Origin of the sequence: Pseudoalteromonas sp. 120-MNA-CIBAN-0494 (assembly GCF_040308885.1) — a bacterium.
GTDB classification, from domain to species: domain Bacteria; phylum Pseudomonadota; class Gammaproteobacteria; order Enterobacterales; family Alteromonadaceae; genus Pseudoalteromonas; species Pseudoalteromonas nigrifaciens.
In genome coordinates this window covers 14,570-39,137 of sequence record NZ_JBEOOE010000008.1, presented here as the reverse complement: position 1 = coordinate 39,137, position 24,568 = coordinate 14,570, and the positions used below count along the sequence as shown (strand labels likewise).

At 38.2% G+C, this 24,568-nt stretch carries 17 protein-coding genes; 7 read left to right on the top strand and 10 right to left on the bottom strand.

What is annotated here, in order from left to right; translation table 11 throughout:
* The first annotated feature begins 313 nt into the window (after positions 1–313).
* On the top strand, positions 314–1,123 hold the full coding sequence (locus AAEY55_RS07455) for a pyruvate, water dikinase regulatory protein (RefSeq protein ID WP_011330181.1): 810 nt from the start codon (positions 314–316) through the stop codon (positions 1,121–1,123).
* Between the two features lie 82 nt (positions 1,124–1,205).
* Here the strand turns inward: AAEY55_RS07455 and AAEY55_RS07450 are convergent, their stop codons facing one another.
* A complete protein-coding gene (locus AAEY55_RS07450; protein WP_172459254.1) occupies positions 1,206–2,555 on the bottom strand; it encodes a class II 3-deoxy-7-phosphoheptulonate synthase in 1,350 nt (449 codons plus the stop codon).
* 1,150 nt (positions 2,556–3,705) lie between these two features.
* On the opposite strand from AAEY55_RS07450, the gene AAEY55_RS07445 reads away from it, so the two are divergent.
* Positions 3,706–4,581 (top strand): DNA replication terminus site-binding protein, encoded by an 876-nt coding sequence (locus AAEY55_RS07445; protein WP_011330183.1) that lies wholly within the window; start codon positions 3,706–3,708, stop codon positions 4,579–4,581.
* Positions 4,582–4,639: 58 nt separating this feature from the next.
* Here the strand turns inward: AAEY55_RS07445 and AAEY55_RS07440 are convergent, their stop codons facing one another.
* On the bottom strand, positions 4,640–5,854 hold the full coding sequence (locus AAEY55_RS07440) for a hypothetical protein (RefSeq protein ID WP_011330184.1): 1,215 nt from the start codon (positions 5,852–5,854) through the stop codon (positions 4,640–4,642).
* 772 nt (positions 5,855–6,626) lie between these two features.
* Between AAEY55_RS07440 and AAEY55_RS07435 the strand changes: the two genes are divergently transcribed.
* The 5 genes from AAEY55_RS07435 (at position 6,627) to AAEY55_RS07415 (ending at position 17,254) form a co-directional block, all read left to right on the top strand.
* Positions 6,627–7,865: an AAA family ATPase gene (locus tag AAEY55_RS07435; RefSeq protein WP_058374625.1), complete on the top strand. Its 1,239-nt coding sequence runs from the start codon at positions 6,627–6,629 to the stop codon at positions 7,863–7,865.
* A 15-nt stretch (positions 7,866–7,880) separates the two neighbouring features.
* Positions 7,881–8,843: a transcriptional regulator gene (locus tag AAEY55_RS07430; protein ID WP_011329645.1), complete on the top strand. Its 963-nt coding sequence runs from the start codon at positions 7,881–7,883 to the stop codon at positions 8,841–8,843.
* Between the two features lie 425 nt (positions 8,844–9,268).
* Positions 9,269–12,415, top strand: a complete 3,147-nt coding sequence (locus AAEY55_RS07425; RefSeq protein WP_197182636.1) for a DEAD/DEAH box helicase — start codon at positions 9,269–9,271, stop codon at positions 12,413–12,415.
* Positions 12,416–13,254: 839 nt separating this feature from the next.
* Positions 13,255–14,721 (top strand): DNA recombination protein RmuC, encoded by a 1,467-nt coding sequence (rmuC, locus tag AAEY55_RS07420; RefSeq protein ID WP_192532220.1) that lies wholly within the window; start codon positions 13,255–13,257, stop codon positions 14,719–14,721.
* A gap of 199 nt (positions 14,722–14,920) precedes the next feature.
* Positions 14,921–17,254, top strand: a complete 2,334-nt coding sequence (locus tag AAEY55_RS07415) for a S9 family peptidase (protein ID WP_197182635.1) — start codon at positions 14,921–14,923, stop codon at positions 17,252–17,254.
* A gap of 711 nt (positions 17,255–17,965) precedes the next feature.
* Here the strand turns inward: AAEY55_RS07415 and AAEY55_RS07410 are convergent.
* From AAEY55_RS07410 to AAEY55_RS07375, 8 genes are all read right to left on the bottom strand, one after another.
* Positions 17,966–18,697, bottom strand: a complete 732-nt coding sequence (locus AAEY55_RS07410) for a MauE/DoxX family redox-associated membrane protein (protein ID WP_197182634.1) — start codon at positions 18,695–18,697, stop codon at positions 17,966–17,968.
* A 28-nt stretch (positions 18,698–18,725) separates the two neighbouring features.
* A complete protein-coding gene (locus AAEY55_RS07405; RefSeq protein WP_197182633.1) occupies positions 18,726–19,235 on the bottom strand; it encodes a DUF305 domain-containing protein in 510 nt (169 codons plus the stop codon).
* A gap of 137 nt (positions 19,236–19,372) precedes the next feature.
* Complete coding sequence (locus tag AAEY55_RS07400) at positions 19,373–19,900, bottom strand: DUF411 domain-containing protein (RefSeq protein ID WP_197182632.1); 528 nt, start codon at positions 19,898–19,900, stop codon at positions 19,373–19,375.
* 10 nt (positions 19,901–19,910) lie between these two features.
* Positions 19,911–20,399, bottom strand: a complete 489-nt coding sequence (locus AAEY55_RS07395) for a DUF4440 domain-containing protein (RefSeq protein ID WP_011329650.1) — start codon at positions 20,397–20,399, stop codon at positions 19,911–19,913.
* A 22-nt stretch (positions 20,400–20,421) separates the two neighbouring features.
* Positions 20,422–21,324 carry a copper resistance D family protein gene (locus AAEY55_RS07390; protein WP_197182631.1) on the bottom strand — a complete coding sequence of 301 codons (903 nt, stop codon included), beginning with the start codon at positions 21,322–21,324 and terminating at the stop codon, positions 20,422–20,424.
* Between the two features lie 11 nt (positions 21,325–21,335).
* The gene (locus tag AAEY55_RS07385) at positions 21,336–21,740 is read right to left on the bottom strand and encodes a copper resistance CopC family protein (RefSeq protein WP_197182630.1); all 405 of its coding nucleotides are present in this window, start codon (positions 21,738–21,740) and stop codon (positions 21,336–21,338) included.
* A gap of 22 nt (positions 21,741–21,762) precedes the next feature.
* On the bottom strand, positions 21,763–22,638 hold the full coding sequence (locus AAEY55_RS07380) for a copper resistance protein B (protein ID WP_197182629.1): 876 nt from the start codon (positions 22,636–22,638) through the stop codon (positions 21,763–21,765).
* Positions 22,635–24,473, bottom strand: coding sequence for a copper resistance system multicopper oxidase (locus AAEY55_RS07375; RefSeq protein WP_197182628.1), 1,839 nt, complete (start codon positions 24,471–24,473; stop codon positions 22,635–22,637). The genes AAEY55_RS07380 and AAEY55_RS07375 overlap by 4 nt, the downstream gene beginning before the upstream one ends.
* Positions 24,474–24,568: the final 95 nt, after the last annotated feature.

Below are 24,568 nucleotides of genomic sequence, written 5' to 3'. Positions count from 1 at the left end.
GGATCTTTCTCCAAAAAAACAAATTGTAGTACTAAATACCAACTAATTAACATTTAATCATTTTAGCGAGTTAGACATTCTATTAACAAGTTAAAAATTTTCATGTAGAACAACTACCTGTTAATTTTTATGTTGCTAATAAAGCGCTTCCTATCGCTATAATTGACTATTTACTTAATACAATCGATATAACTGTGAGAGTTAAGAAAGAAAACCTTTTATAAAGGTCACACCCATTCTACACTGGCAACAGTCCTCACGTAAACCGTGAGAAACTTAATTTTAAAATTAAAAGTAATAAAAAAGAGGATTTATGAGAACTGCTTTTTATATTTCAGATGGCACAGCAATTACTTCTGAGGTTTTTGGCCATGCTACTTTGTCACTGTTCCCTGTTGAATTTAATCATAAAACCATTCCCTTTGTAGAAACAGAAGAGAAAGCGCATCAAATTAAAGAGTTAATTAATGCAACGGCTAAAAGAGACGGTGAAAAGCCTTTAATATTTTTTACCTTTGTAAATTACAACTTAACTGAAATTATTAGCTCTGCTAATGCAGTGTGTTATGACTTTTTGACAACCTATAGCGAAAAAATAGAAAAAGAACTAAATGTGGCGCCAGTACCAAAAATTCATCGCACTCACTCTATTCATGAAAAAAGCTATGATTTTAGAATTGATGCGGTTAACTACGCGCTGATGAATGATGATGGCGGTAATATTAAAAACTATGGAGAGGCCGATATTATTTTAATCGGTGTGAGCCGCAGTGGTAAAACCCCAACGAGTTTATATTTAGCACTACAATATGGTATTAAAGCCGCTAACTACCCAATCACCGAAGACGACCTTGAAACTGAAGGCCTGCCTAAATGCTTAATACCTTTTAAACATAAATTATTTGGCTTAACTATTGATCCTGAGCGCCTTGCTGCCATTAGAGATAGGCGTATGGCTAATTCTAAATACGCTTCTATTCGTCAATGTCGTATAGAAGTGCGCGAAGTAGAAATGCTGTATAAGCGTAATAGAATTCCATTTTTAAACTCTACTCATCACTCAGTTGAAGAAATATCAGCGAAGATTATATCTGATACCGATCTTGAGCGCCGTAAGTACTAACTTACTTAGCGGTTAACTTAACTAAAAAGTATAAAAAACGCCGCTTAATTAGCGGCGTTTGTATTTAGGGTAGTTATTTTATTTATTTACGTGCGTCTTTTAATAAATCGGCAACTAAAAAGCCTAACTCTAATACTTGATCGGCATTTAAACGTGGGTCGCACTGGGTTTTATAGCGCTGTGCTAAATCGTCGTCAGACAGTCCGTACGCACCGCCAGTACACTCAGTAACATGTTGGCCTGTCATTTCTAAATGCACGCCGCCTGCATAGCTGCCCTCGGCTTTATGCACTGCAAAAAACTGGCTGATCTCACGCATGATGTTATCAAAGCTACGTGTTTTATATCCTGAACTCGCTTTTTCGGTGTTACCGTGCATTGGATCAGAACTCCAAATTACTTTACGGCCTTCTTGTTGTACTTTGCGTACCAATGCCGGCAGTTTTTCAGGGAGTATATCTGCGCCCATACGGGTAATTAATGTTAATCGACCTGGAATGTTATCTGGATTTAATGCATCAATTAAACGTATTAAATCATCTGGGTCCATACCTGGACCAACTTTAACCCCAATTGGGTTTTTAATTCCTTTAAAAAATTCAATGTGCGCGTGGTCTAGTTGACGCGTACGCTCGCCAATCCATACAAAGTGCGCAGAACAATCGTACCAATCGCCAGATAAATGGTCGCGGCGAGTTAGTGCTTCTTCGTAGCCTAGTAATAGCGCCTCGTGAGAGGTGTATAAATCGGTTTCTTTTAAGCTTGGTGCAATAGTAGAATTAATACCACACACTTCCATAAACTCAAGCGCGTCTTGAATTTTATCAGCAAGCTGTTGGTACTTTTCTTTTTGTGGATTGGCTGCAACAAAGCCCATATTCCAACGGTTTACTTGATGTAAGTCAGCAAGGCCACCTTGAGCAAACGCACGCAGTAAGTTTAACGTAGCGGCACTGTGATGATACGCCGTCATTAAGCGTTGTGGATCTGGAATACGCGCTTGTTCGGTAAACTCAAAATTGTTAACAATGTCGCCACGGTATGACGGTAGTGATACGCCATCAATCGTTTCTAAATCTGCTGAACGTGGTTTTGCATACTGCCCTGCCATACGCGCTATTTTAACTACTGGGCATTTACCGCCGTAAGTTAATACCACGGCCATTTGTAAAATTGTTTTAAAAGTATCGCGAATGTTAGCGGCATTAAAGTCACTAAACGACTCAGCACAATCACCACCTTGTAGTAAAAAAGCGCGCCCTTCGCATACATCTTCTAGCTGCTTAAATAAACTTCTGGTCTCTTCAGCGAATACTAAAGGCGGAGCACTCTTTAATTGCGCTTCTACTGATTTAAGTGATTCTTGATCTGGGTAGTTTGGCTGCTGCAATATTGGCAGTTCTCTCCAGCTATTTGGGTTCCACGTTTGCATATTCATTCCTCATTCCTATTTACCTGATACAACGAAATTAACGTATGCAGGGCTGTTTGTTCAAGGACTAAATTCACTATTTACTAATTATTTAGTTATGGGTTAGGTAATTAATATATTTAGCCATATATGTTGGGCCCTTAGCGCAAATATAAAATGATAAATAGAAAGAATATAACTGATTAAAAACATAAAGTTAAGATTAATCATGGTTACTTTTTAGTTGTTGACCTACATTCAATCTGAGTTAATTATTATAACAGGTTGAGCAGGGAACACATCATACTTAAATTGCACCATGTGTATTCTTAACTTTACAGTTAATATAAACAATAATTGACCAATAACTATGCACTTTTAAAAATACATGCTAGGGCGAATTTTATTTGCCACCGCAACATATACTAGATGTTTATAAACAGTGGGTTTATTAGGCTAAAGCTCTCCTTGGTTAAGGTTAAAATACAAAGACTTATTTGGGCTCAGTACTAAGTTTTTATAAAAATGTGAATAGTGGCAGTTATTACTGAGGTTAAAACTTATTTTAATATGTATAAGTTTTACGCTTTGCAGATCTTATGCTGTAGTGTAAATAGACATGACAACGTATTGTATTTCACCCAGGCATACTACAATACGTAAAGCTTATATCTGCAATGTATTAAGTTACTCTTTGTATGAACGTTTGGATCGGCACTAATTAACACCACTAACTAGCTGCTTAATTAGTTAAGCTACAGGGAACTCAAAATGGTTTGCCCTGCCCGGTACTAATAAATGTATATTCAGTTCTCACAAGCTAAACATTTTAAGTATCCCAAAGTATGAGCCGGTTAATTATATCAACCTCATTTTAAAGCCTCACTACAAATCATGGCTAAAGTTAAATTGCACTCAGAAGCTAGTAGGCCGTTATTAGCTGTAACCTATAACGGTATACAAATGTAAGTATTGGGGAATTATTATTAAGAGTTAAGCTACTCAATGCATAAGCACGAGATTTTAAAATTAACCAAAGCTGCAAAGAACACATCATACTAAAACTAGATATTAGATAAACTTAGCCCCGAGTAAAGTAGAATTATTTGCTAAACAAAGATAAGGTTATGTGTGATAATTAGTTAGGTAAGATGTGTTCTTTGGAGGTTGCATGGTAACTAAAGTACAAATAAGAAGTCAGTTTGATTTAATGAGCGAACTAACATTAAGGCTAATAGAAGAGCTTAATCTATGTGAATATACAAAAGCCGAATATTATCAACTTCCTGATATAAGCACTGTTGATGAAGATAAAGTGGCCGAATCGATTAAAGTTACTAAAATATCAGGCGAACTAGCACATAAAGCTATATTAAATTCCTTTACTGACATTTATAAAAAACAAGGGCTAAGTAGCCGAGTTTTAAAGCGTCATCCTGGCCTATTAGTTATAAAAAATGCTGACAAACAAGCACTAATTAATCGAATTGCTCAAGTAAATAAGGCAAAAGCAGCGTTTAAAGAGTGTATTTTAGCTATTGATAACAACGATGCTCGTTTTGAAGCGGTGCATAATGCAGTACCCAACTTAATTACTTTGGCTGCTTATCGAAAAATTCATAGTGAACATGAATCGCCTTTTTCAGTACGATTTACCTGGATGCACAAACATGCAACTAAAACACTGACCAAAAAAATGGCCCTCGAAATGTTACAAAAGTCAGCTAGTTATAGAAACCCCAGAATGATCGACCAGCAAAAATGGCAGGCGCTAGTAGCACAAGAGCAATTACGGGTAGCAAGTTTAGGTGAAAAAGAAAAACTTAGAATTAGGCGCCCTACTCGAGTTAGCCCTCAGGTAAATGTGCGTTATACCGCGCAAAACCGTTATCACGTCAGTGCGGCGCTACCTTTTATTTTAATAAACCCAGAACCAGACGTAAAGCTTGGGATATTACCAAATTACGAAAAACCATTAAGTCATCCACGAAAACGTGACTATGATTTTTTAGTAGATCGACTTTATTTAGAACAAGTAGAAAAGTGATTATGTTAAAAAGGTCACGCTAGGTGACCTTTGTTATTATTGGACTCTGTAATAAAAATTACTTATCTACTATTTCAACAAGTTTGTCTTCATCAATAAGCACAGCATTTTCAACAATACGCTTACCGCCTTGTATTTCAATACGTTTATTGTGTTTATTCAGAGTAAGTATCTCATCACAAAATTGGTCTGATGGATGCATTTCGTAAGTGTAGTCAATAATATTACCGGTTTTGTCGTCTTTAACATTGGTAATACTGTACTCAGAGATAGCCCCTTTTTCGATCAGATCTTTCATTGTTGTGGTCATATCACGACGCAGCGCTTTTAATTTATTTTCGGTAATATTATCCGTTGAATAAATTGAGCCGTACTTTTCCATAATAGACAGTAATCTAAAATGGTATGTTTTACCCGGCGCTGCATAACGCCAAAGATGATATAAGCGCAGCATCATCCAACGCGACAATCCGCGTTTTAATTCTTGGGCGCTGTTAAAGTAATATCCTTTATATTCAAGGTTATCAATCATGTTATGCACAAATGCATTTAAACACGCAACACATTTAACATTCCCGCCTTGACCTTTTTTTCCACTAAAATGCAGTGACGATAAAAAGTTCATGTTCGATTCGTAAAATGAATCATCAATATTTGTATTTTTGGTGTCTGTTGCTGAATATTTAAACGAAAGTTTCGAGCCTTGTAATGCTTCAAGTGATTCTTTAATTTGTGGATATGGCATAGATTGGCCAACGGTTTTCAGCTCTTGTGCTAATTCGTTCATTGAAAAAACAACAGCATATTGAATACCGGACTTAAAATTTATTTTTACTATTTTACCTTTAGAAGCTAAACGGATCAGCGCACGTTCTACTTTTTCTTCTCGATCTGATGGCCAAACCAAATATTCTACGTCTTCACCATCTTTGCGTGTGCTAACAACCGCCGGCGTTATTTTTAATTCACCGTCGTACAAAATACCATCTATTTTTTCAGATATTTTGCGTGTAATTATTGTTTTTTTAGGTGCTTCTTCTAATGGTAATTTTTTATGCCCCGAACGGACAAAGCGTCCCCATAAATCATAATGGTTAAAAGTATTCGAATAAGCACGTAATCCATGAGCTGCATTTTCTATCGAAATCCGCACATCTTTATTATCTGTAAACAGCGCTAAGCTTTCATTATCAATTGCACTTTCCACCCCGTGAATTTGGCCCCTTAGTGTATCGGGCAAGTTATCTACCGAGATGTTGACCTTTCGGCTCATTGTTGTTATTTCCATTTTTATTGCGACAGCTAATAACAACACATAAAGACAAAAAAGTTAAATGTTTAAGTTAGTATAAAAGTGATCTGAGCTAAAATAAAACCTTCGGATCACTATTATACTAAGCGGATGCTAATTAACTCAATTTCAGATCATTATTTTACTAACTAGGCAGTTACAAATCTCATTTTTACTAACTCAGTGAGATTTTTGTCCATTACAAAGCTAAATTTTTAATATTTAACACGACAAATTAACTAAAAAACTAAAAGCCCTGTGGATAAGCACATATTGAGTTAGCATAGATCTGATCTGTACCTACTACAGATCAGATCTATACTAATTAAAAGCCTTCTTTTACTACAGAGTCGGTGTATAACTTTATAATTTACTTAGTATAAAACTGATCTAACAGACCTTTTTTGTGCACAACTTAATGATTAACCTGTGCGTAACTATTGTTTTAATTTTCAGCTTAGTAAAAAGCTGATCTGCTAGTAGATAAAGATCTGATCTTAACCAAGTATAAAGCTGATCTGCTTATTTTATTATTATTCATATAAATCATGTGTTTATGATCTTTATTTAAGCTTCTATCCTTTAATACCTTATATACTTAACCATACTTAACCTCTCTATTTATACTAAGAGATATTAAGCATGTAAAAATATTATTAGATGTCTTGTTTATAAAACACATGTCACTATAAATAGTTGTTTACAGCAAATTGAATGGACATTATACTAACAGCCTAACTTTGAGGAATTAAGTATGTCTATCAATAATAATGCGCTAAGTACCTACCGGCTTTTGAAAGCAACAGCTGAAGTTGCCGAAAAGTCTCTAGAAGGACGTATACAACATTATCGCGCTCATCTTAAATCTGAAGAAAAAGAATTAAGAACTTATACGCAAAAAGCAGCTGCCGATCTGCTTGGTTGTAACAATCGTACCTTAAAAAGACGTCACGACAATGGTGATTTTGATAATTTAAATATCAAACGTGGTGCAAATGGTCATTACGCTTACACTTTGGTAAATATTTTTGCTATGGCCGATATTATGGATATTCAGCCCGATCACCGTACTGGTGATGACAAACTGCAAGTTATTGTAATTAACTCCCTAAAAGGCGGTTGTGGTAAAACAACTAGTATGGTTAATATTGCAGCAGCACTGGCAACTACTAATATAAAACGCTACCGTATTGGTATTATTGATTTAGATCCTCAAGGTTCATCATCTAGCTTTTTTCCATCGGCAGAGCCCGATCCAATCACCGTTGGCGATTTAATGCGTGATTGTATTGAATTAGACGAAGGTGAAACGTGGCCTGAATTTGTATCAAGCTCATTTTTACCTACACATATTCCAAATATTCGTGTTTTACCATCTGGTATGGATGATTTTTATTTTGAACATGAAACAGCTACTTTACTCAAAGACACCTCAAATTATGAACAAACCCGTCATTATCATAAGTTACTTGAAAAAGTAATTGACCCAGTAAAAGACGAGTTTGATGTGTTATTAATCGACACAGCTCCAACACTTAACTTTATGTTTTATAATGCGTTAATGGCATCTACAGCAATGCTAATACCGGTTCATCCAGAAGCAGTAGACTTTGATGCAAATAATAAATATTTAAAACGTTTAGGTGAGATTTATCATACAGTTGCAGCCCTAGGCCATGAAGGATGGGACTTTATGCAGTTTTTAGTAACTAACTATGTAAAAGGTAACCACTCGCAACGCGATATCGTTAAAGATGTTCGTAGTGCCTTTGGTCGCCAAGTAATGAGTTACCCAATTAATCATAGCTCAGCAATTACAGCGAGTTCGTCTTCGTTTAACACTATTTTTGATCAAAAAGCATCAGATAGTTTAGCGAGTCGCGAATCGTTAATGCGTGCCCAAGAAAATATAAAAGATGTAGTTGATGAGCTTGAAATGCTGATCCGCTCTAATTGGCAATCTACACAATCAAAACTAAATACCCCTAAGTAAGGATGTTAAACAAAAATGGCTAAAAAACGTAAAAATGACACCCGCTTAGATCCTTTTGCAACAGCGGTTGGTAGTAGTAGTCTTGATGCTTTATTAGAGCAAGCAAATGCAGGCGATGTAATTCGTATGCCAGCGCCAAGTGATCCTAGCAGAGAAATTACCCTAGTTTGTAAAGTGATTTCCCATAGTGACATTGAGTCAACAACCCAGGTATATGGCAAAAACCGCCGTGTACAGTCGCTGTTAAATGAAAAGTCGGTATCCGATATTCTACCGGCAATAAAAGAAGATGGCCGTAATCAACACCCGGCACTTCTTTGGGATCAAGGCGATACAAGCTTAGTACTTGCGGGATCACGCCGCCGTAAAGCCTGCATTTTGGGTAATGCCGATTATTTAGTGTTGAGCTCTAGCGACTTTACTGATCAAGATGCAAAAATTTTAGCTGTTTCGTCTGATCAATACATAGCACCTAGCTTGTGGGAACTTGGACAAGCTTATCAAAACACTAAAAATGAATTAATTGAGCAAGGTAAAAAAGGCTCTTACCGTGAAATTGCAGTTATTGAAGGCGTATCGCATACCGCGGTTGCCGATGCAATAAAAGCATTCGAGCAAATCCCTGCAGATGTTGTTGCACTTTACCCTACAGCTAATCATGTTGGCCGTGAAGTGGCTAAAAAGCTGATTAGCGCAAAGGAGCGCGACCAAGCAGCCTTTAACTTGCTAGTTGCTGACATTGCTAACCATGAAGACATAAACGCAGCAGCAAGCGATGACAAGCGTGCAATGGCCATTACTAAGTATTTAACTACCGAGCCACAAATAGCCGTTAAACGTGAAGTTGTGCTTGAGAGTAACTTTGTTTCAGTACAGCGCAGTTTAAAAAATGGTGATGTTTCAGTAAAAATAAACAATAAAGTTATGACAGACAAGCGCTTAGAACAACTTACTAAGCTATTAGCTGCATTTAACTAGTTAGTAAAATAATGATCTACAAGGGTGTTAGCTTAGTTAAATATTGATCTGTACACCCTTTAAGTTAGTAAAAAACTGATCCCATATAGCAAAATTTAAGCATAAAAGAGTTACTTGCCTATTTTAGATCAGCTTTTTACTAACTAAATTACCTTTTTATCTTAGATCCTACCTGTTTTGCGCTTTGTTAGTATAAAGCTGATCTGTAAACCCCCTCCTTGTGTTAGTAAGTTGTTTTTAACTTGTGAGTTAGCTGTGTGTTTTATTTTAAATAAATAATAATTAGCGCATTATTTAGCTATAAAGCAATTTTTTACTAAGCGCTCAGCTCCAACCAGTTTATTTAACGTTAATATTGCTTTAGCTCAGAGCATATAAGGCATATACTAAAAAAATTGTTTTTAAAATTTAATACTTTGAGTGACATGTCTGCTAACTTATCTAAAACTGATCTAATGGCTATTTTTGAAGAAATTAAAAATGAGCAGGCTACCCAGTTTCCTCTTTCTGAACGCTTCATTAAAAAATTGTTCAAGCCCGCCGTATTGGCTAAAGGTAAAGCGTATTATAAAAACGGCCAAATTAGCTGGTTAGAGCATAATAGCGATTTTTCAGTTGTGGATTCAACAGTACGTGGCGACAAAGGTATTTCGTTTAATCAACGTATTGAGATCAGTAAAGTACCTACTGGTTATTCGGTAGATACTCACTGTACCTGTAACGTTAAAACGAAATGCCGCCACTTAGCTGCTATTTTGCTCAAACTTAAAATAGAACACTCTGGTGAGTACGGCGAAGACTACTTTATTAATGATTGGTTTACTGAACTCGGAGCACTTAAAAACAGTACCGAACAACCGCCTTCACAAGTGCTTTTATTTGTATTAGATGTAGAAAACAATAAAGTGTTTTTAACGCCCAAAATAGCTAATTACGATGAAAATCAAAGCTATGCCTTAGGCCGTAACCTTACCGAGCAACAGCTAAACAGCTTTGTAACTCCTAGCGATTTATTAGAAAGCGACTTTAGATTATTTAGCTGGATACGTTCACAAAATGCAGTAGGTAATATTGAGCTTAAAGGGCAATGGGGTTTTAACGCACTGCAACAGCTTATAGCAACTGAAAGATTGTTTTTACAACGATCACGCGTATCAATTAAAGCGCAAACAGGGCAAGCGTTAAGCTTTAGTTGGCAGCAAGTAAAAGATCTAACCCAATTAAAAGTTAATTTAGAAAACAGCAAAAATTGGACACTAATTAAAACAACGCCACCTACTTATTTAGATCTCGATACTTATAAAGTAGGACGCATTCGCACGCCCTTAAGTGCAGATGAAATTGCTCATTTACAAACAATTCCAGCATTACACGACACTAATTTTGACCGTATTTATAAACAACTCGCCGATAACTTTGGCTCGGGTGTTATTCCGCATCCCACTAATGAAAAAAACAATACCTCAAAACTCTCTAGTAATGCGGTTTTAAAAGTAACAATGTCGGCGGAAGGATTAACGCTTTCGTTATTGTTTAAATATAAAAATAAAAATTATTTGGCAGGCACAGCGCCAGAAACCCTAGTAAATAGTGCTTTTGAAAACACCGTAAAAAACGAGCTAATAAACTTAGGTTTCGATTTTTGTAAAGGGGGTTTACAAAGTGAGTTTATTTTTAATAAACAATCGCCCATTCACTTACACTGGTTAGTGTATGAGGTGTTTCCTAGCTTTGTTCAACGAGGCTGGAAAGTATCGGTTAGTAAAGTAAATGCTGTTAACCCACAAAGCCAAGTAGCTTTGCATGTACACCGTACTGCGGGGCATCAAATGCAGTGCAAAATTATATTAAACGATGCTAAAGCTACATTATTATTTAATCAAACAGATGCTCATTATGAATCGTTAAATCGTCAAAGTGAGTTGTTTTATTACTACCCAATAGGTCGTGAGTTTGGCGCTATAAATAAAGCAGCGTTGCATTTGTTAAATGAGTTTAAACAACGATTTGAATTTATAAAAACCAGAGATGAATTTAATATTCCGCTTTCATACTTGCCTGAACTGGTAAGTCATACTGCTATAAATGTTGAACTACACGACGAGTCATTGTCACGTTATTTAGAAGAGCTAAATAGTAATGACCAGTCGCGCCCCACTACGCTTATACAAGGGTTAAATGACTCAGTTGTATTGCGCGAGTATCAGCAGCAAGGCGTTGCGTGGTTAAACTTTTTAAAACGCCATCAGCTTGGCGGAATTTTAGCAGACGACATGGGATTAGGTAAAACTCTGCAAGTTATTGCCTATCTAACAAGTAGTTATAATAATGCGCAAGCAGGCCCTACACTCATTGTGTGCCCTACAAGCCTAGTAAGCAATTGGGAAAAAGAAATAACCAAGTTTGCTAAAAACTTAAAAGTAACCACTATTTTTGGTGCCCAGCGTAATGAGTTATTACAAAATGTAGCGCAAGCACAATGTATATTAACTACTTATCCGCTACTTAAACGCGATATTGCGTATTATTCACCACTTTATTTTGAAAATATTATACTCGACGAAGCGCAATATATTAAAAACGATACCGCGCAGGTATCGCGTTTAGTGAAGCGCCTTAATGCCGACTTTAAGCTTTGCTTAAGTGGTACGCCAATAGAGAACAACTTATTCGAGCTTAAATCATTACTTGATTTTGCTATGCCGTCATTACTTGGCTCGCAAACGCATTTTAAAACTCACTTCCAAACGCCAATTGAGCGTGAGAGCAATGCAGAGCGAGCACAGCAACTTAAAGACTTAATTATGCCGTTTATATTACGCCGTACTAAAGCGCAAGTTGCACAAGAGTTACCGCTAAAAACAGAGTTAATTAAAGAGTTTGAATTTGAGCCAAAACAAAAAGAAATGTACAACAGTATTACTCAGGCATTAGAAGAAAAACTAACTGATCTGTTTTCTGAACAAGGTATGAAAAAAAGTAAACTCGCCTTTTTAGAAGCGCTGTTAAAATTAAGGCAAATTTGTTGTCACCCTAAATTAATAGAGCCAACAACTCAGGCTGGCAGTGCAAAACTAGAATGGCTAAGTAATCGCTTACCGCTAATGCTAAGCCTAGGTAGAAAAGTAATTATATTTAGTCAGTTTACTTCTGCGCTCGATCTTATTGCTGAACGCCTAAAAGAAATAAATATAAACTTTAGTTTACTAACCGGACAAACGCGCCAGCGCGATAAAGTGATTGATGAGTTTACCAGTGGTGCAACATCGGTGTTTTTAATTAGTTTAAAAGCCGGTGGAACGGGGCTTAATTTAACGCAAGCCGACACAGTAATTCATTACGATCCTTGGTGGAACCCAGCAGTAGAAAAACAAGCGACAGATCGTGCTTATCGTATTGGCCAAACTAATCCTGTGTTTGTGTATAAACTTATTATGGCAAATTCAATTGAAGAAAAAGTATTTAAAATGCAACAAGATAAACAAGCTCTTGTAGATGCATTATTTACCGAAAAATCAATGAGTTTTACCCAGTTTGACGAGCAACAAATGCTCTCTTTAATTAAAGATTAAAAATGTCTGTAAATATTCTGATCTTTTTTGAACTTAATTAAATATGCAGCGTCTACTATTATGCTAGCGGTTAAATTGCAGTTTAACCAAGCATTATGTTGATTTCCCATTTAGTTACTTAAATAAGTAATGATTTAGCCAGCCCACTTTAGGGCTGGCTTTTTTTATGCCTTTTTTACACGGCTGCTTTACACAAAACTTAAGTTTAATTTTTTTATACTTTTTTTGAACTTAATTAAATATGCAGCGTCTACTATTTTGCTAGCGGTTGAATTGCAGTTCAACCAAGTTTCATGTTGATCCCCCTATTTAGTTACTAAATTTAGTAATGATTAAGCCAACTCGTTTGAGTTGGCTTTTTTTTTGCAAAAAATTACTTAGTAGCCCTCTTAAACAACATATAAATAAATTTAAATTATTATTGAACTAAATACTCAACTTGCCGTCTACTATTATGCTTGTGATTACATTGCAGTTAATTCAAGTTTCATGTTGATTCCCCTATTTAGTTACTAAGTTTAGTAATGATTGAGCCAGCTCGTTTGAGTTGGCTTTTTTTTGCAAAAAATTTACTTAGTAGCCTTCTTAAACAACATATAAATAAATTTAAATTATTGTTGAACTAAATATTCAATTTGCCGTCTACTATTATGCTTGTGATGAATTGTTGTTAACGCAAGTTTCATGTTGATTTCCCTATTTGGTTACTAGTTTTAGTAATGTTAGGCCAACCTTTTATAGGTTGGCTTTTTTTATGCCTTTAATTTATATCCCGCCCCTACTGCTATCGATAGTTATTCGTTATGATGGCATGTCTCTAAATTTAATAAGTTTATTTTATGTTTTCTCAGTTATTAACTAGCATTGATTGGCTAAGTGTAGGCGTAGGCGTTACCGCAGGTGGCGTACTTTGTAGCCTAGTATCTGCATCGCTTAGTAAAAAATTAAAACAACAACTTAGTGAGCAGCAACAGCAGTTGTCGTTATTGCAAAGTCAGTTTGATAACAAAACCCTGCAATACACCCAATTAGCGGATGATCACGAACTTTTAGAGCATACCCATCAAGAGCAACGCGACCAAGCGCAGCACTTTAAAACCCGCTTTACCGAACAAGAAAAACAAAGCCAGCAATATAATCAGTTTTGGCAAAAAGCCGAAGCCGAGCTAAGTGCACTGCGCAAACAATATAGCCAACGCGATGTAGAGCTAAATAATATACGCACTACGCTTGAGCAAAAACAACAACACTTTAGCGAACAACTTGCACAAATAGAGCAAAGCAAAGAGATGCTTAAAAAAGAGTTCGAAAACTTAGCGAATCAAATTTTAGAAGAAAAGTCTCAAAAGTTTAAAGTGCTCAATCAAGAAAGCATTGAGCAACTATTAAAACCAGTGCAAGGCGAGCTAAAAGGCTTTCGCGACAAAATGGAGTCAATCCATGTTGAAGACTTAAAACAACGCGCCGCGCTTAAAACCGAGTTATTACATTTACAAGCAAAAAGCCAAGCCATAACCGAGCAAGCCGACAGGCTCAGTAACGCTCTACAAGGGCAAAAGAAAACCCAAGGCAATTGGGGCGAGTTAATGCTAGAAAACGTGCTCGACAGCGCAGGCTTACGCGCAGGCGTAGACTATAAACGCGAGGTGTCGTTTAACACCGAAGACGGCCGCTTACGCCCCGATGTAGTTGTGTATTTACCCCAAGGTCGCCATTTAGTTATTGACGCTAAAACTTCGTTAAACGCCTACACACGCTATGTTAACGCCGATAACGAGCTAGAAGCACAGCAAGCTATTAAAGAGCACGTTGAGGCTGTTAAAGCGCGTATAAACGAGCTTGCGAGTAAATCGTACGACCGTCTACCTGGGCTTAACTCGCCTGAAGTAGTGGTGATGTTTGTACCAATAGAGTCAGCCTTTGTTGAAGCGCTTAAATACCAAAGTGATATTTACCAGCAAGCAATCGAAAAAAATATTCTAGTGGCAACCCCCACTACCTTACTCACTAGTTTAAATATAGTTAAACAGCTATGGCGCTTTGAAGAACAAACTAAATACTCAAAAGAATTGGCAGCTCGAGCCGAGCGTTTTTATAACAAGCTCAATGGCTTTTTAACCAGTATGGAAGGGGTTGGCAAACAGCTCGATCGTGCTAAAGAAAGCTACGACAAAGCGTTTTCGCAGCTTTACCGAGGTAAAGGTAACCTAATTAAACAGGCAAGCGAGTTTAAAGAGCTGGGCGTATCGGTACAAAAAGAGCTGCCAGCAGAGAGTGTTGAACGTGCAAATTTAGAATTAGATTAACTGCGTAGCAAAAGGGTTAGGTATTTAAAAACGGTAACCTTCATTACACAGCTAATGCCTACTTTTAATTAACATGGCGTATTAATTCCGTTTTTAAGCTTAATCCCTTAATAACGCGATAAACGCTCAGATCCTATTTTGCTTATTTGCTAAAGTAGCGGGGTCAGTATTTATTTAATAACCCCCCCTAGGAAACACGATGAAAATAATTAAAACCTCAGCACTGTTAGTTGCCATTCTGGCGGGTATAACCATACAAGGGTGTTCTATGACATCAAATACATCACCATCAACAACAGGTAATACAGTTACACCTATTAGTAACCCGCTTACTCTTGAGCAAATTTATAAAGATAAATACTTTAAAGCACAGCGTAGTACTTACTTTAAATGGTTAGACGATGGCACTGGCTACACAGTACTTGAGCAACGTGAAGCCGATAAAAAAGTAGGCGTTAAAGCTGACGACGAAAAAGAGCACGGTGTAAAAGGCAACGACATTGTATTTTACAACGCCGATGGCACAGGGCGAAAAGTACTGGTTGCTTTTGAAAAGTTACTGCCAGAGGGCGCAGATGAAGCGTTTGCAATTGAGAGTTATCAATTTTCTAAAGATGGCCAGTGGCTCATGGTATTTACCAACAGTGAGCAAGTATGGCGTTCGCGCAGCCGAGGGGATTTTTGGTTACTTAACTTAAATACGAATAAACTCTCGCAGTTGGGCGGCGAAAACCCTGAGCCCAAAAAGCTTATGTTTGCTAAGTTCTCCCCCGACAGCTCAAAAGTAGCGTATGTGCGCGATAATAATATTTATATGCAAGCAGTTGGCAGCAATACCGTTAGCGCATTAACAACCGATGGCAGCGCTACCACAGTTAATGGTAATTTCGATTGGGTATACGAAGAAGAGTTTTCTATTCGTGATGGCTTTAGTTGGAGCCCAGATAATAAATCAATCGCGTATTGGCAGCTCGATACTAGCGGCGTTAAATACTTTACCATGATCAACAACACCAAAGCGCTCTACCCTAGCCTTACTGAATTTCCATACCCTAAAGCGGGCGAAACTAACTCAGCTGTACGCGTAGGCGTAGTGAGCCTGAGTGACAAGCAAACCCGGTGGGCTAAACTTGAGGGCGATAACCGCGATCGTTACATACCACGCATTAGCTGGGCAGGCGATGGTGAGTCGTTACTTATCCAAGACTTAAACCGCCCACAAAACCATAATAATTTATGGTTATTTAATTGGCAAAAGCAGCAGCTAACTAAAATACTGGCAGAAAAAGACGATGCGTTTATTGAATGGTTTTATAGTGCTAATTGGTCAAAAAGTGGTGAGTTTTTTATTTGGCACAGCGAACGCGACGGCTGGCGTCATTTATATCGCATATCTCGCGATGGCAAAAAAATTATCGACCTAACCCCTGGCGATTACGACATTGTTGATATGCTTGCAATCAACGAAGACAAAAACGTATTGTATTTTAGTGCATCACCAGATGATGCAGCTCAGCGCTATTTGTATCGCACAGCAATAGATGGCAGCAGTAAACCAGTACGAGTAACACCTGAGCAGTTTAACGGCTCCAACAGTTACTACGTGTCAAAGGATGCTTCTTGGGCCATGCATACCTATTCTAAATTTAATCAGCCGGCCGTTAAGCAAATTATTAAGGTGAGCGATCACAGTAATGTAAAAACCTTGGTCGAAAACAGCGAGCTGAAACAAAAATTAGCAGAGCAAAGTTTACCAAACCATGAGTTTTTTAAAGTAGCCGCGCGTGATGGCACCGAGCTTGATGGTTATATTATGTTTCCTGCGGATATGGATCTAAATAAAAAGTACCCAATCGTATTTTATGTTTATGGCGAACCTTGGGGATCAACCGTACAAGATCGCTTTGAAGGTAATAGCTATTTATACAAATCGTTATTAACTCAAAAAGGCTTTATTGTTGCATCAGTTGATAACCGCGGTACACGCGCACCAAAAGGCCGAGATTGGCGCAAATCTATTTATAAAAAAATAGGCTCAATTACAGTGCAAGACCAAGTTGACGCGCTCGACGCGATGGCTAAACGCTGGGATGTAATAGACACAGAGCGGGTTGGCGTATGGGGACACTCTGGCGGCGGCAGCTCTACACTTAATTTATTATTTCGTCACGGCGACAAATTTAAAGTAGGTATTGCTTCAGCACCTGTGCCCGATATACGTTTATATGACACTATTTATCAAGAGCGTTATTCGGGTAACCCAAACACCGACCCACAAAGCTATGATAATACCTCGCCAATTAGTTTTGCTAAAAACCTCAGCGGTAAATTATTACTGATCCACGGTACTGGCGACGATAACGTGCACTATCAGGGGTCTGAGCGTTTAATTGACGAGCTTGTTAAGCACAATAAACAATTTGAGTTTTTTGCTTATCCTAATCGCTCACACAGCTTAAAAGAAGGCAAAGGAACGGCTTTGCATTACCACACTATGATGGCCGAATTTTTTGAGAAAAACTTACTAAAATAATTTTTGATTCATTATTAAAAAACAAAAGCCACAATTTAAATTTGTGGCTTTTTTGTGCAAGTTGTAATGGGGGTTTACAGTTTTACCGCACTAGGTTTTAAGGTATCTCGGATTTTTGTTTTTATTGTTTGTCATTTTTTACTCGCCAAATAATTCGTAACAGCAGAAGAGTCGCAACTGACACCCCAAATGATAAATGCAGTTATAAGGCAGTCCAGTTTACTGGTGTATCGAGGACACAGTGGCGCATTACTAACAATAGTAGAGCGACAAACTAGTTTACTGTATCAATACAGCTGAATCATAAAGCAGTTAATTCAGTCGCTGCCGCTACAACTACATTATTAGCACCTTTGCATGGTGCTGTATTTACATAACTGCTAAGGCTGAATGAAAACATGGGTGGGTTACTGCCACGGTATTAGTCTAAATCAACTGATTTAAAAAAAGTAACAGTATCAGAAATTGAAGATGCCATAGTAAAGCTAAATGATAAACCAAGAAAAAGCTACAGTATAAAACGCCAGCCAAATTAATGGTTGAGCATATGATTAGCTATAGCTACTCAGCGGTTATGCACTTCAAGGTTGAATCTGTGGGTTTAAAAATGGCCCATAAATTTAAAAATAAAATTATTATTGGGCTAGTTAAAGCTGACAGTGCTTTAACTAGCTACCAGTATTAAATTTAATCGCGTAAATTATATTTACGTTATCTTACAAACATCCATACACCAGCGGCGATCATAAATAAGTTTTCGGTGAGTGAAATAAAGCCTAGAGGCACATTACTGTCTCCTCCAACACAGGCGCATTTAAGCTCGCGTTTATCAATATAAACAGCCTTAATTACAGACACAGCACCTACACTACCTATAAATAAAGAAATTGGCGCTACGCTATAAGCAGGTAGTCCCGCAATCATACCTATACCAACAAAGGCTTCTAAAAACGGATAAATATAGGCATACCTAACCACTTTCATAGCAACTAAATCGTAAGTTATAAATGAGTTAGTAAAGCTAAATAAATCCTGTAGCTTTTGTATTGCAAGCACCGACATGGTTAAGGCTATAAACAGCTCTGCGGTTTTTAGTGATAAAAGACTATTATTGGTAGCAAAACTAAACGCTAAGCTGAGCAAAAAAGTAACAGCAAAAATAGCAATTACCGGAGTGTAAGTAGTACCTTGCTGAGCGGCTTGTGGTTTATTAAAGTATTCGCGTAACTCGTCGTAGCCTCCAATGCGTTTATCGTCAATGAAAGTTTGGGGGGTCGTTTCTACATTATGTTGCTGTTTAAATTTATCAGTTTGCTCACGAGAGGTAAGTAATTTATCGTCAACATCATAACCTTCTCGTTCTAGTAAATCTTTTGACTTTAAACCAAACGGGCAAATATGTTCATCGGTTGCCATTCTGTATAGTTGCGCTGATTTACTCATTATAAGCTCCTTTTTATCGGTGATTTATTTACTGAGAATTAAAGTCGGGTACTGCTCTAGATTGTGCTTGTGCTGTTGTGTTGGCAATGCCATTTTGCTCAATGTCTTTTAACAACCACTGCATTTCTTTTATTTCACGGCGTTGCGCATCTATTATATTTTTTGCTAGTTCTTGCACGCGCTTGTCGTTAATGTTTGCTCTGTCGCTGGTAAGAATCGCAATTGAATGATGCGGGATCATGGCTGACATCCAAGACTGATCGTCGACCGTTATTTGCGAACGTACTAAAAATAGTGCGCCTACAAAGGTAATAATACTGATCCCTAAAACAACGCTGTTTTTCTTTTTATCCTTATACATATTTAGCATAAACAACAGCATAACTACCGCCATTGCAGCGCCCATATAGATAGCCATATAGGTACGCGTTTCACTAAAAAACACATGACTAAGTTGGTAACTGTTTAAATACATTAATACAAACATGATTAGAGTGGATGTCGCAATCATTAAAACAAATTTTAAATACTGGGGCATTACATTCTCCTTAAAGATTAATTATGTATTTTTTACACGAGAGAGATACTTTTACACACCTAGGCGTTTTAATTAGGGGGGTATGCTACTTAAAACGCCTATTTGTAATGTTTGTTTCACAAACTATGCCACAACAGTTAAAACTGCTCGTCGTATTGACTAATGTGCTTGTACACACCTGTGGTGGTGTTTGTGGTAATAAATTCAATGTTGTATTTATGAAATGCATCACCCATTTCCATACCTGGTGTGCCTAGTGGCATTGCGGGTACGGTTAAACCGATAATATGCGCTGGGTGTTTTTCCGATAAAAATTGTTTAATAAACTTAGCCGGTACGTGGCCTTCAAACACAAAACCGTTGGCCGACACAGCTGTATGGCATGAGCGCTGGTTAGGCTTTATTTGATATTGCGATTTTATTAACCCCATATCGTCTGCATCAATGGCTTTTGTATTAATGTCGCTTTGATTTATATGCTCAATCCAGCCTTTGCAACAGCCACAGTTTTTATCTTTATAAACAGTAAGCTTTAACTCCTGCTTTTTGATGCTATCGGCTGAGCTAGTTGCTTTATGTACTTGCGGTGATTGCTCAGAGCACGCCCCCATAAGAGGCAGTGCTAGTGCTAAAAGCACGCTTGAGGTGATTTTAATTATACGCATAATTAACGCCTTAATTTGACCAATGAATATGAGTTATTTTCCAGCCTGAATCGGTGTTTTTTAAGGTGATTGACTCCATACCTGTGGCGCTTATTTCTTTACCTTTATAGTTGCCATGACTTTTACTTCTTGATACCGAGTAAGCCATATCACCATTAATAAACACTTGGTGCTCTAATAGGTCGCTGTTAATTGCACTTAGGTATTTCATGTCAGCTAACATGTGGTGGTTAGCGTATTCATCGGCTGAGCGCTCAACGCCGCCACCTTCAAAAATAATCACATCATCGGCTAGTAATTGTCGAGCAGTTACTTTATCGCCTTGCTTAAGCGCAGTATGAAACGAGCTAACAACTTTTGCTGCAGCACTGCTTACATTAACAAATAAAGCTGATTTTTTTGCGTGCTCTTCATCACCATGCGCGTTTACAGTAAAAGAGCTTGTTGCAGTAAGTAACAGCGCTGAGATCAATCCAAATTTAGGGTGTTTTATTAACATGTTTTTCTCTTTATAAGATAAATTATACGGGCGGTCCAACGAGCGTGGTAAATACACTGGTGGTTAGCAATACACACACGGCAATAACCATTTCAACAGAAATAGAACGCTTTAAAGTAACAACATGATGTTGCTGTGTAATTTGCGGAACTAAACGTAGTTTATGCCAAGCACCCAGTAGTAACATAGCACTCACTAACAACAGTTTTAACATTATTAGCTGGCCATAATTTGAAGTAAATAATACAGAAAATGAATTTAAGTATTGCCATAATAAGGTTATACCCGATATAAGCAGTACCGTTACTATGATAATTGCTAGCTGTCCAAAGCGTTCCATTAAATGCTTTATCGTATTTAACGATAGCAGTTGGCAACTTTTATAAAGAGGCCATAGTGAGCCAATCCAACTAGCAATGGCAATTAAATGCAGTGTTAATATACTTTTAATTAATAGGTCTTTTTCGGCGCTGTGGCCGGTTAAGGTAAAGCTATAGGTAAGGATAATAAGTGCTAATAGTGTAATAACAAAATTAGCCACGTTAGCTGAGTTTGAATGGGTGCGCCAAGTGCACACCGCAAACAAGGCAATTATAAATGCAGGCACTCTAATACTTACCTGCTCACCAATTACTGACTGCCAAATTATATCCACCATGAAGGGGTCTATCATGCCAGCAAAACCAGATTCAGCCATGGCCCCCGCTTCAATTGGTATTTGTAATATTGCACCAATAAAGCCCACCATAACAAGGGTGATTTGCCAGCGCTTTAAATACCGATTAAAACAGCTTAATTGTGTATCTGGCGTTGTACTCTCATTATTAAGTAAGCGCATTAGCAAGCAGCCCGCAAGGGCTGCAATAGCTAAATAGCTTACTATTTTTAATAATAGTAACAGCACTGACCAATCACTTAATTGCATTATATGACTACCTAATGATTATGTTGTTTATGCGGAGCAGACATGTCTTTCATTTTAGAATGTGTGTCGCTGCTGTGTAATATAAAGTCAAAATTGCCTGACATTTTATGGCCATCGCCACCAAGCGCTATCCATTTAACTGTGTAATTACCTTTTTCAAGCTTGGGTAAAGGCCAGCTAAAGTTACTATTAGCTTTTGCACTGGGTTTAAAGTTAAAATCTACTTGCTTGTTTGCAGCATCACTTAAGAGTACTTTGGCAAGTTGTACTTCGCCGCTAAACGTTAACGTAAGTTGCTCTGGACTTTGCATTAGCATCGCACTATTTTGTGGTGTTGATTGCTTTAGCGAAATATGAGCTGATGCCGAAAAGCTTACAGCTAAGCCTAAAATTGCCGCAATAGTTATAAATTTCATAATTACCTCTTATTTTTAAATATTAAAACCAAAATCTTATACCGGCAACAAACTCAGTGTCGTTGCTGCTTTGCTCGTTTAGCTTGGCGTAATCTGCTGTGCTACCAAATTTATTAGTCCACTCTACACCTACATAAGGTGCAAATTGGCGAGTAAATTCATAACGAACCCTAACGCCAATAGCAGTACTAGATAGCCCACTGCCTAGCTCATTTTGTTCATCGTCTTTACCATAAAATGTTATTTCAGCACGAGGCTGTATAATGAGCCTTTGTGTTAAAAGCAGCTCATATTCAGCTTCTGCTGTAAATGCTGTGTTTCCGCTCTCACCTACATACGCTGTCATATCAAGCTCAAACCAATAAGGTGCTAAGCCTTGAATACCAAACGCTAACCATTGACGGTTTTTGCCCTCTTTATAATAATCGTAGCGAATACCAACTTGCGTATCCCAGTAAGCCGAAATTGCATGGCCCCATAAAATATCAGTCTGATTTTCTTCAAGCTTGCCATCACTAACATCGCCCTCGGTTTTTATCACTAATCGATTAAAGGTGGTGCCGTACCAAGCTTGTAAATCGAAAACAGCAGCATCGGCTTGTTCGTTATACTCAAGGCGATCACCTAAAATAGCGTAAAACTTATGCTCATCCGCAAGGGTTAAGCGCTCGCCATCAGCTAAAGCATATGGCCCTTGCGTTAAGGTTGTGCCATTAGCATAAGCGTGTGGATCGCGAGCATTTTTAGGGGCATCGCCGCCTTGCGGCTGCATTTTATCGCCCGCCATATCGCCCGCCATGTCGCCCATTTCAGTTTGAGCAAACACATGCAGGCTCAATAACGGTGCGCTAATTAATAGTGCACTAGTAAGTACAGTTGATAAGGTTAAATTTCTCATGATACAACCACCTCTCTAAACATACCTGCATCCATATGAAACAGTAAATGACAATGCCAAGCCCAACGACCAACATCATGTGGCGTAGTTAAAAAGCTAATTCTTTGGGCGGGCTGTACCATAATGGTATGGCGGCGAACTAACACATCACCTTGATCGTTCTCCAAGTCGCTCCACATACCATGTAAATGCATAGGGTGTGTCATCATGGTATCGTTTTGTAAAATAACTCGTACCCGCTGATTATGCTTCATATGCACAGGGGTACTTTTACCAAACTCTAAGCCATCAAAAGACCAGCTGTAGCGTTCCATGTTGCCGGTTAAATGCAGCTCAATTTCGGCTTCAGGCGCTTGGTGGTCAACTATGCCATCAAGAGAGCGTAAATCTGCAAGTGTTAAAACACGACGGCCGTTATTGCGCAGCCCAATACCAGGATCGTCTAAGTTTGTGCGTGGCGTATCAACGCGCATATCAACTGAGGCGCCATATTCTGTTTTAGCGTGGCGAACTTTCTGACTTGGAACAGCCAGTGGATTTTTACCCATATTATGCTTACTATGGTCCATTGCCATTGCACCGTGATCCATTGTGCTATGATCCATTGCCCCCTGATCCATACTGGTTTTGTCCATGCTAGCGTGGCCCATAGCGCTGTGATCCATTCCAGGCATAGCAGAGTGATCCATATTGCCCATCATATCTCGCATTGCTAACCACTCAACGGGGTCAAGTGCAGGCACTGGCGCATCAATATTAGCAGCGACAGACAAAGTCCCTTTGGCATAACCTGAGCGGTCCATGCTTTGTGCAAAAATTGTGTATGCGTCATTCTTAGGTTCAACAACCACATCGTAGGTTTCACCTGGACCAAAGCGAAACTCATCTACGGTAACGGGTTCAACATTTTGTCCATCTGCTTGTACCACAGTTAATTTTAACTCTGGGATACGTACATCAAAAAAGGTGTTACTTGAGCCATTAATAAATCTTAAACGTACTTTTTCGCCCGCTTTAAACAGCCCACGCCAATTAGCCATTGGCGCAGTACCATTCATTAAATAGGTCATTGCCGAAGCCGATAAATCAGCTAAATCGGTTGGACTCATTCGCATCTGGTTCCACATTTCACGTCGTTGAAGTGCATTAGCAACGCCGCTTGTTGCTATGTCATCAAAAAACTCAGGTACAGTGGGCTGATTAAAGTTAAACACATCCCCCTGAATTTTTAATTTACGGAATAACTCCATAGGATCATCATCAGTCCAATCAGAGAGTTGAATAATATGTTCATTATCTGCGCTGATAACATCTTGCTCACGAGGCTCAATAATTAACGCCCCATACATACCGGTCATTTCTTGAAAGCCACTGTGTGAGTGATACCAATAAGTACCGCTTTGTTGTAACTTAAATTTATAAACAAACGTTTCGCCAGGCATAATGCCTTTAAAGCTAATGCCCGGTACACCATCCATTTGATACGGTAAAATAATTCCGTGCCAGTGAATAGAGCTAGGTACCGCTAAATTGTTGGTAACGCGAATGGTCACATCGTCACCTTCTTTAAGGCGTAATGTTGGCGCGGGAATAGAGCCATTAATGGTGGTTGCCATACGCACTACACCGGTAAAGTTTACCGGGGACTCATCAATAACCAGGTCAATAACTTTACCGCTCAACTCAGGCACTGTACCTGTTAATGTTGATGCCGCTAAAGATGATGCTGCATGTAAAACAGTTGGAAAAGCTGCCAGCACACCGCCAGCAACTAATCCTTGAACAAAGCGCCTACGTGGCTTTGAAATGTGCTGTAATGACTCTTTAAAACCCATTTTATTACACCTTAAGAGAAAAATATGCATTGAGTATAATGTTTAAACCTGACATCGACATGACGCGAACATTACAAAGTTGTAATGTTCGCGTC

Excerpts from the sequence above, each read along its gene's own strand:
- AAEY55_RS07385 (WP_197182630.1), bottom strand. The coding sequence starts at position 21,740 with ATGAAATTTATAACTATTGCGGCAATTTTAGGCTTAGCTGTAAGCTTT.
- AAEY55_RS07445 (WP_011330183.1), top strand. The coding sequence starts at position 3,706 with ATGGTAACTAAAGTACAAATAAGAAGTCAGTTTGATTTAATGAGCGAA.
- AAEY55_RS07400 (WP_197182632.1), bottom strand. The coding sequence starts at position 19,900 with ATGCGTATAATTAAAATCACCTCAAGCGTGCTTTTAGCACTAGCACTG.
- AAEY55_RS07455 (WP_011330181.1), top strand. The coding sequence starts at position 314 with ATGAGAACTGCTTTTTATATTTCAGATGGCACAGCAATTACTTCTGAG.
- AAEY55_RS07395 (WP_011329650.1), bottom strand. The coding sequence starts at position 20,399 with ATGTTAATAAAACACCCTAAATTTGGATTGATCTCAGCGCTGTTACTT.
- AAEY55_RS07390 (WP_197182631.1), bottom strand. The coding sequence starts at position 21,324 with ATGCAATTAAGTGATTGGTCAGTGCTGTTACTATTATTAAAAATAGTA.
- AAEY55_RS07430 (WP_011329645.1), top strand. The coding sequence starts at position 7,881 with ATGGCTAAAAAACGTAAAAATGACACCCGCTTAGATCCTTTTGCAACA.
- AAEY55_RS07435 (WP_058374625.1), top strand. The coding sequence starts at position 6,627 with ATGTCTATCAATAATAATGCGCTAAGTACCTACCGGCTTTTGAAAGCA.
- AAEY55_RS07450 (WP_172459254.1), bottom strand. The coding sequence starts at position 2,555 with ATGCAAACGTGGAACCCAAATAGCTGGAGAGAACTGCCAATATTGCAG.
- AAEY55_RS07405 (WP_197182633.1), bottom strand. The coding sequence starts at position 19,235 with ATGCCCCAGTATTTAAAATTTGTTTTAATGATTGCGACATCCACTCTA.
- AAEY55_RS07375 (WP_197182628.1), bottom strand. The coding sequence starts at position 24,473 with ATGGGTTTTAAAGAGTCATTACAGCACATTTCAAAGCCACGTAGGCGC.
- AAEY55_RS07410 (WP_197182634.1), bottom strand. The coding sequence starts at position 18,697 with ATGAGTAAATCAGCGCAACTATACAGAATGGCAACCGATGAACATATT.
- AAEY55_RS07415 (WP_197182635.1), top strand. The coding sequence starts at position 14,921 with ATGAAAATAATTAAAACCTCAGCACTGTTAGTTGCCATTCTGGCGGGT.
- AAEY55_RS07440 (WP_011330184.1), bottom strand. The coding sequence starts at position 5,854 with ATGAGCCGAAAGGTCAACATCTCGGTAGATAACTTGCCCGATACACTA.
- AAEY55_RS07380 (WP_197182629.1), bottom strand. The coding sequence starts at position 22,638 with ATGAGAAATTTAACCTTATCAACTGTACTTACTAGTGCACTATTAATT.
- AAEY55_RS07425 (WP_197182636.1), top strand. The coding sequence starts at position 9,269 with ATGTCTGCTAACTTATCTAAAACTGATCTAATGGCTATTTTTGAAGAA.
- rmuC (WP_192532220.1), top strand. The coding sequence starts at position 13,255 with ATGTTTTCTCAGTTATTAACTAGCATTGATTGGCTAAGTGTAGGCGTA.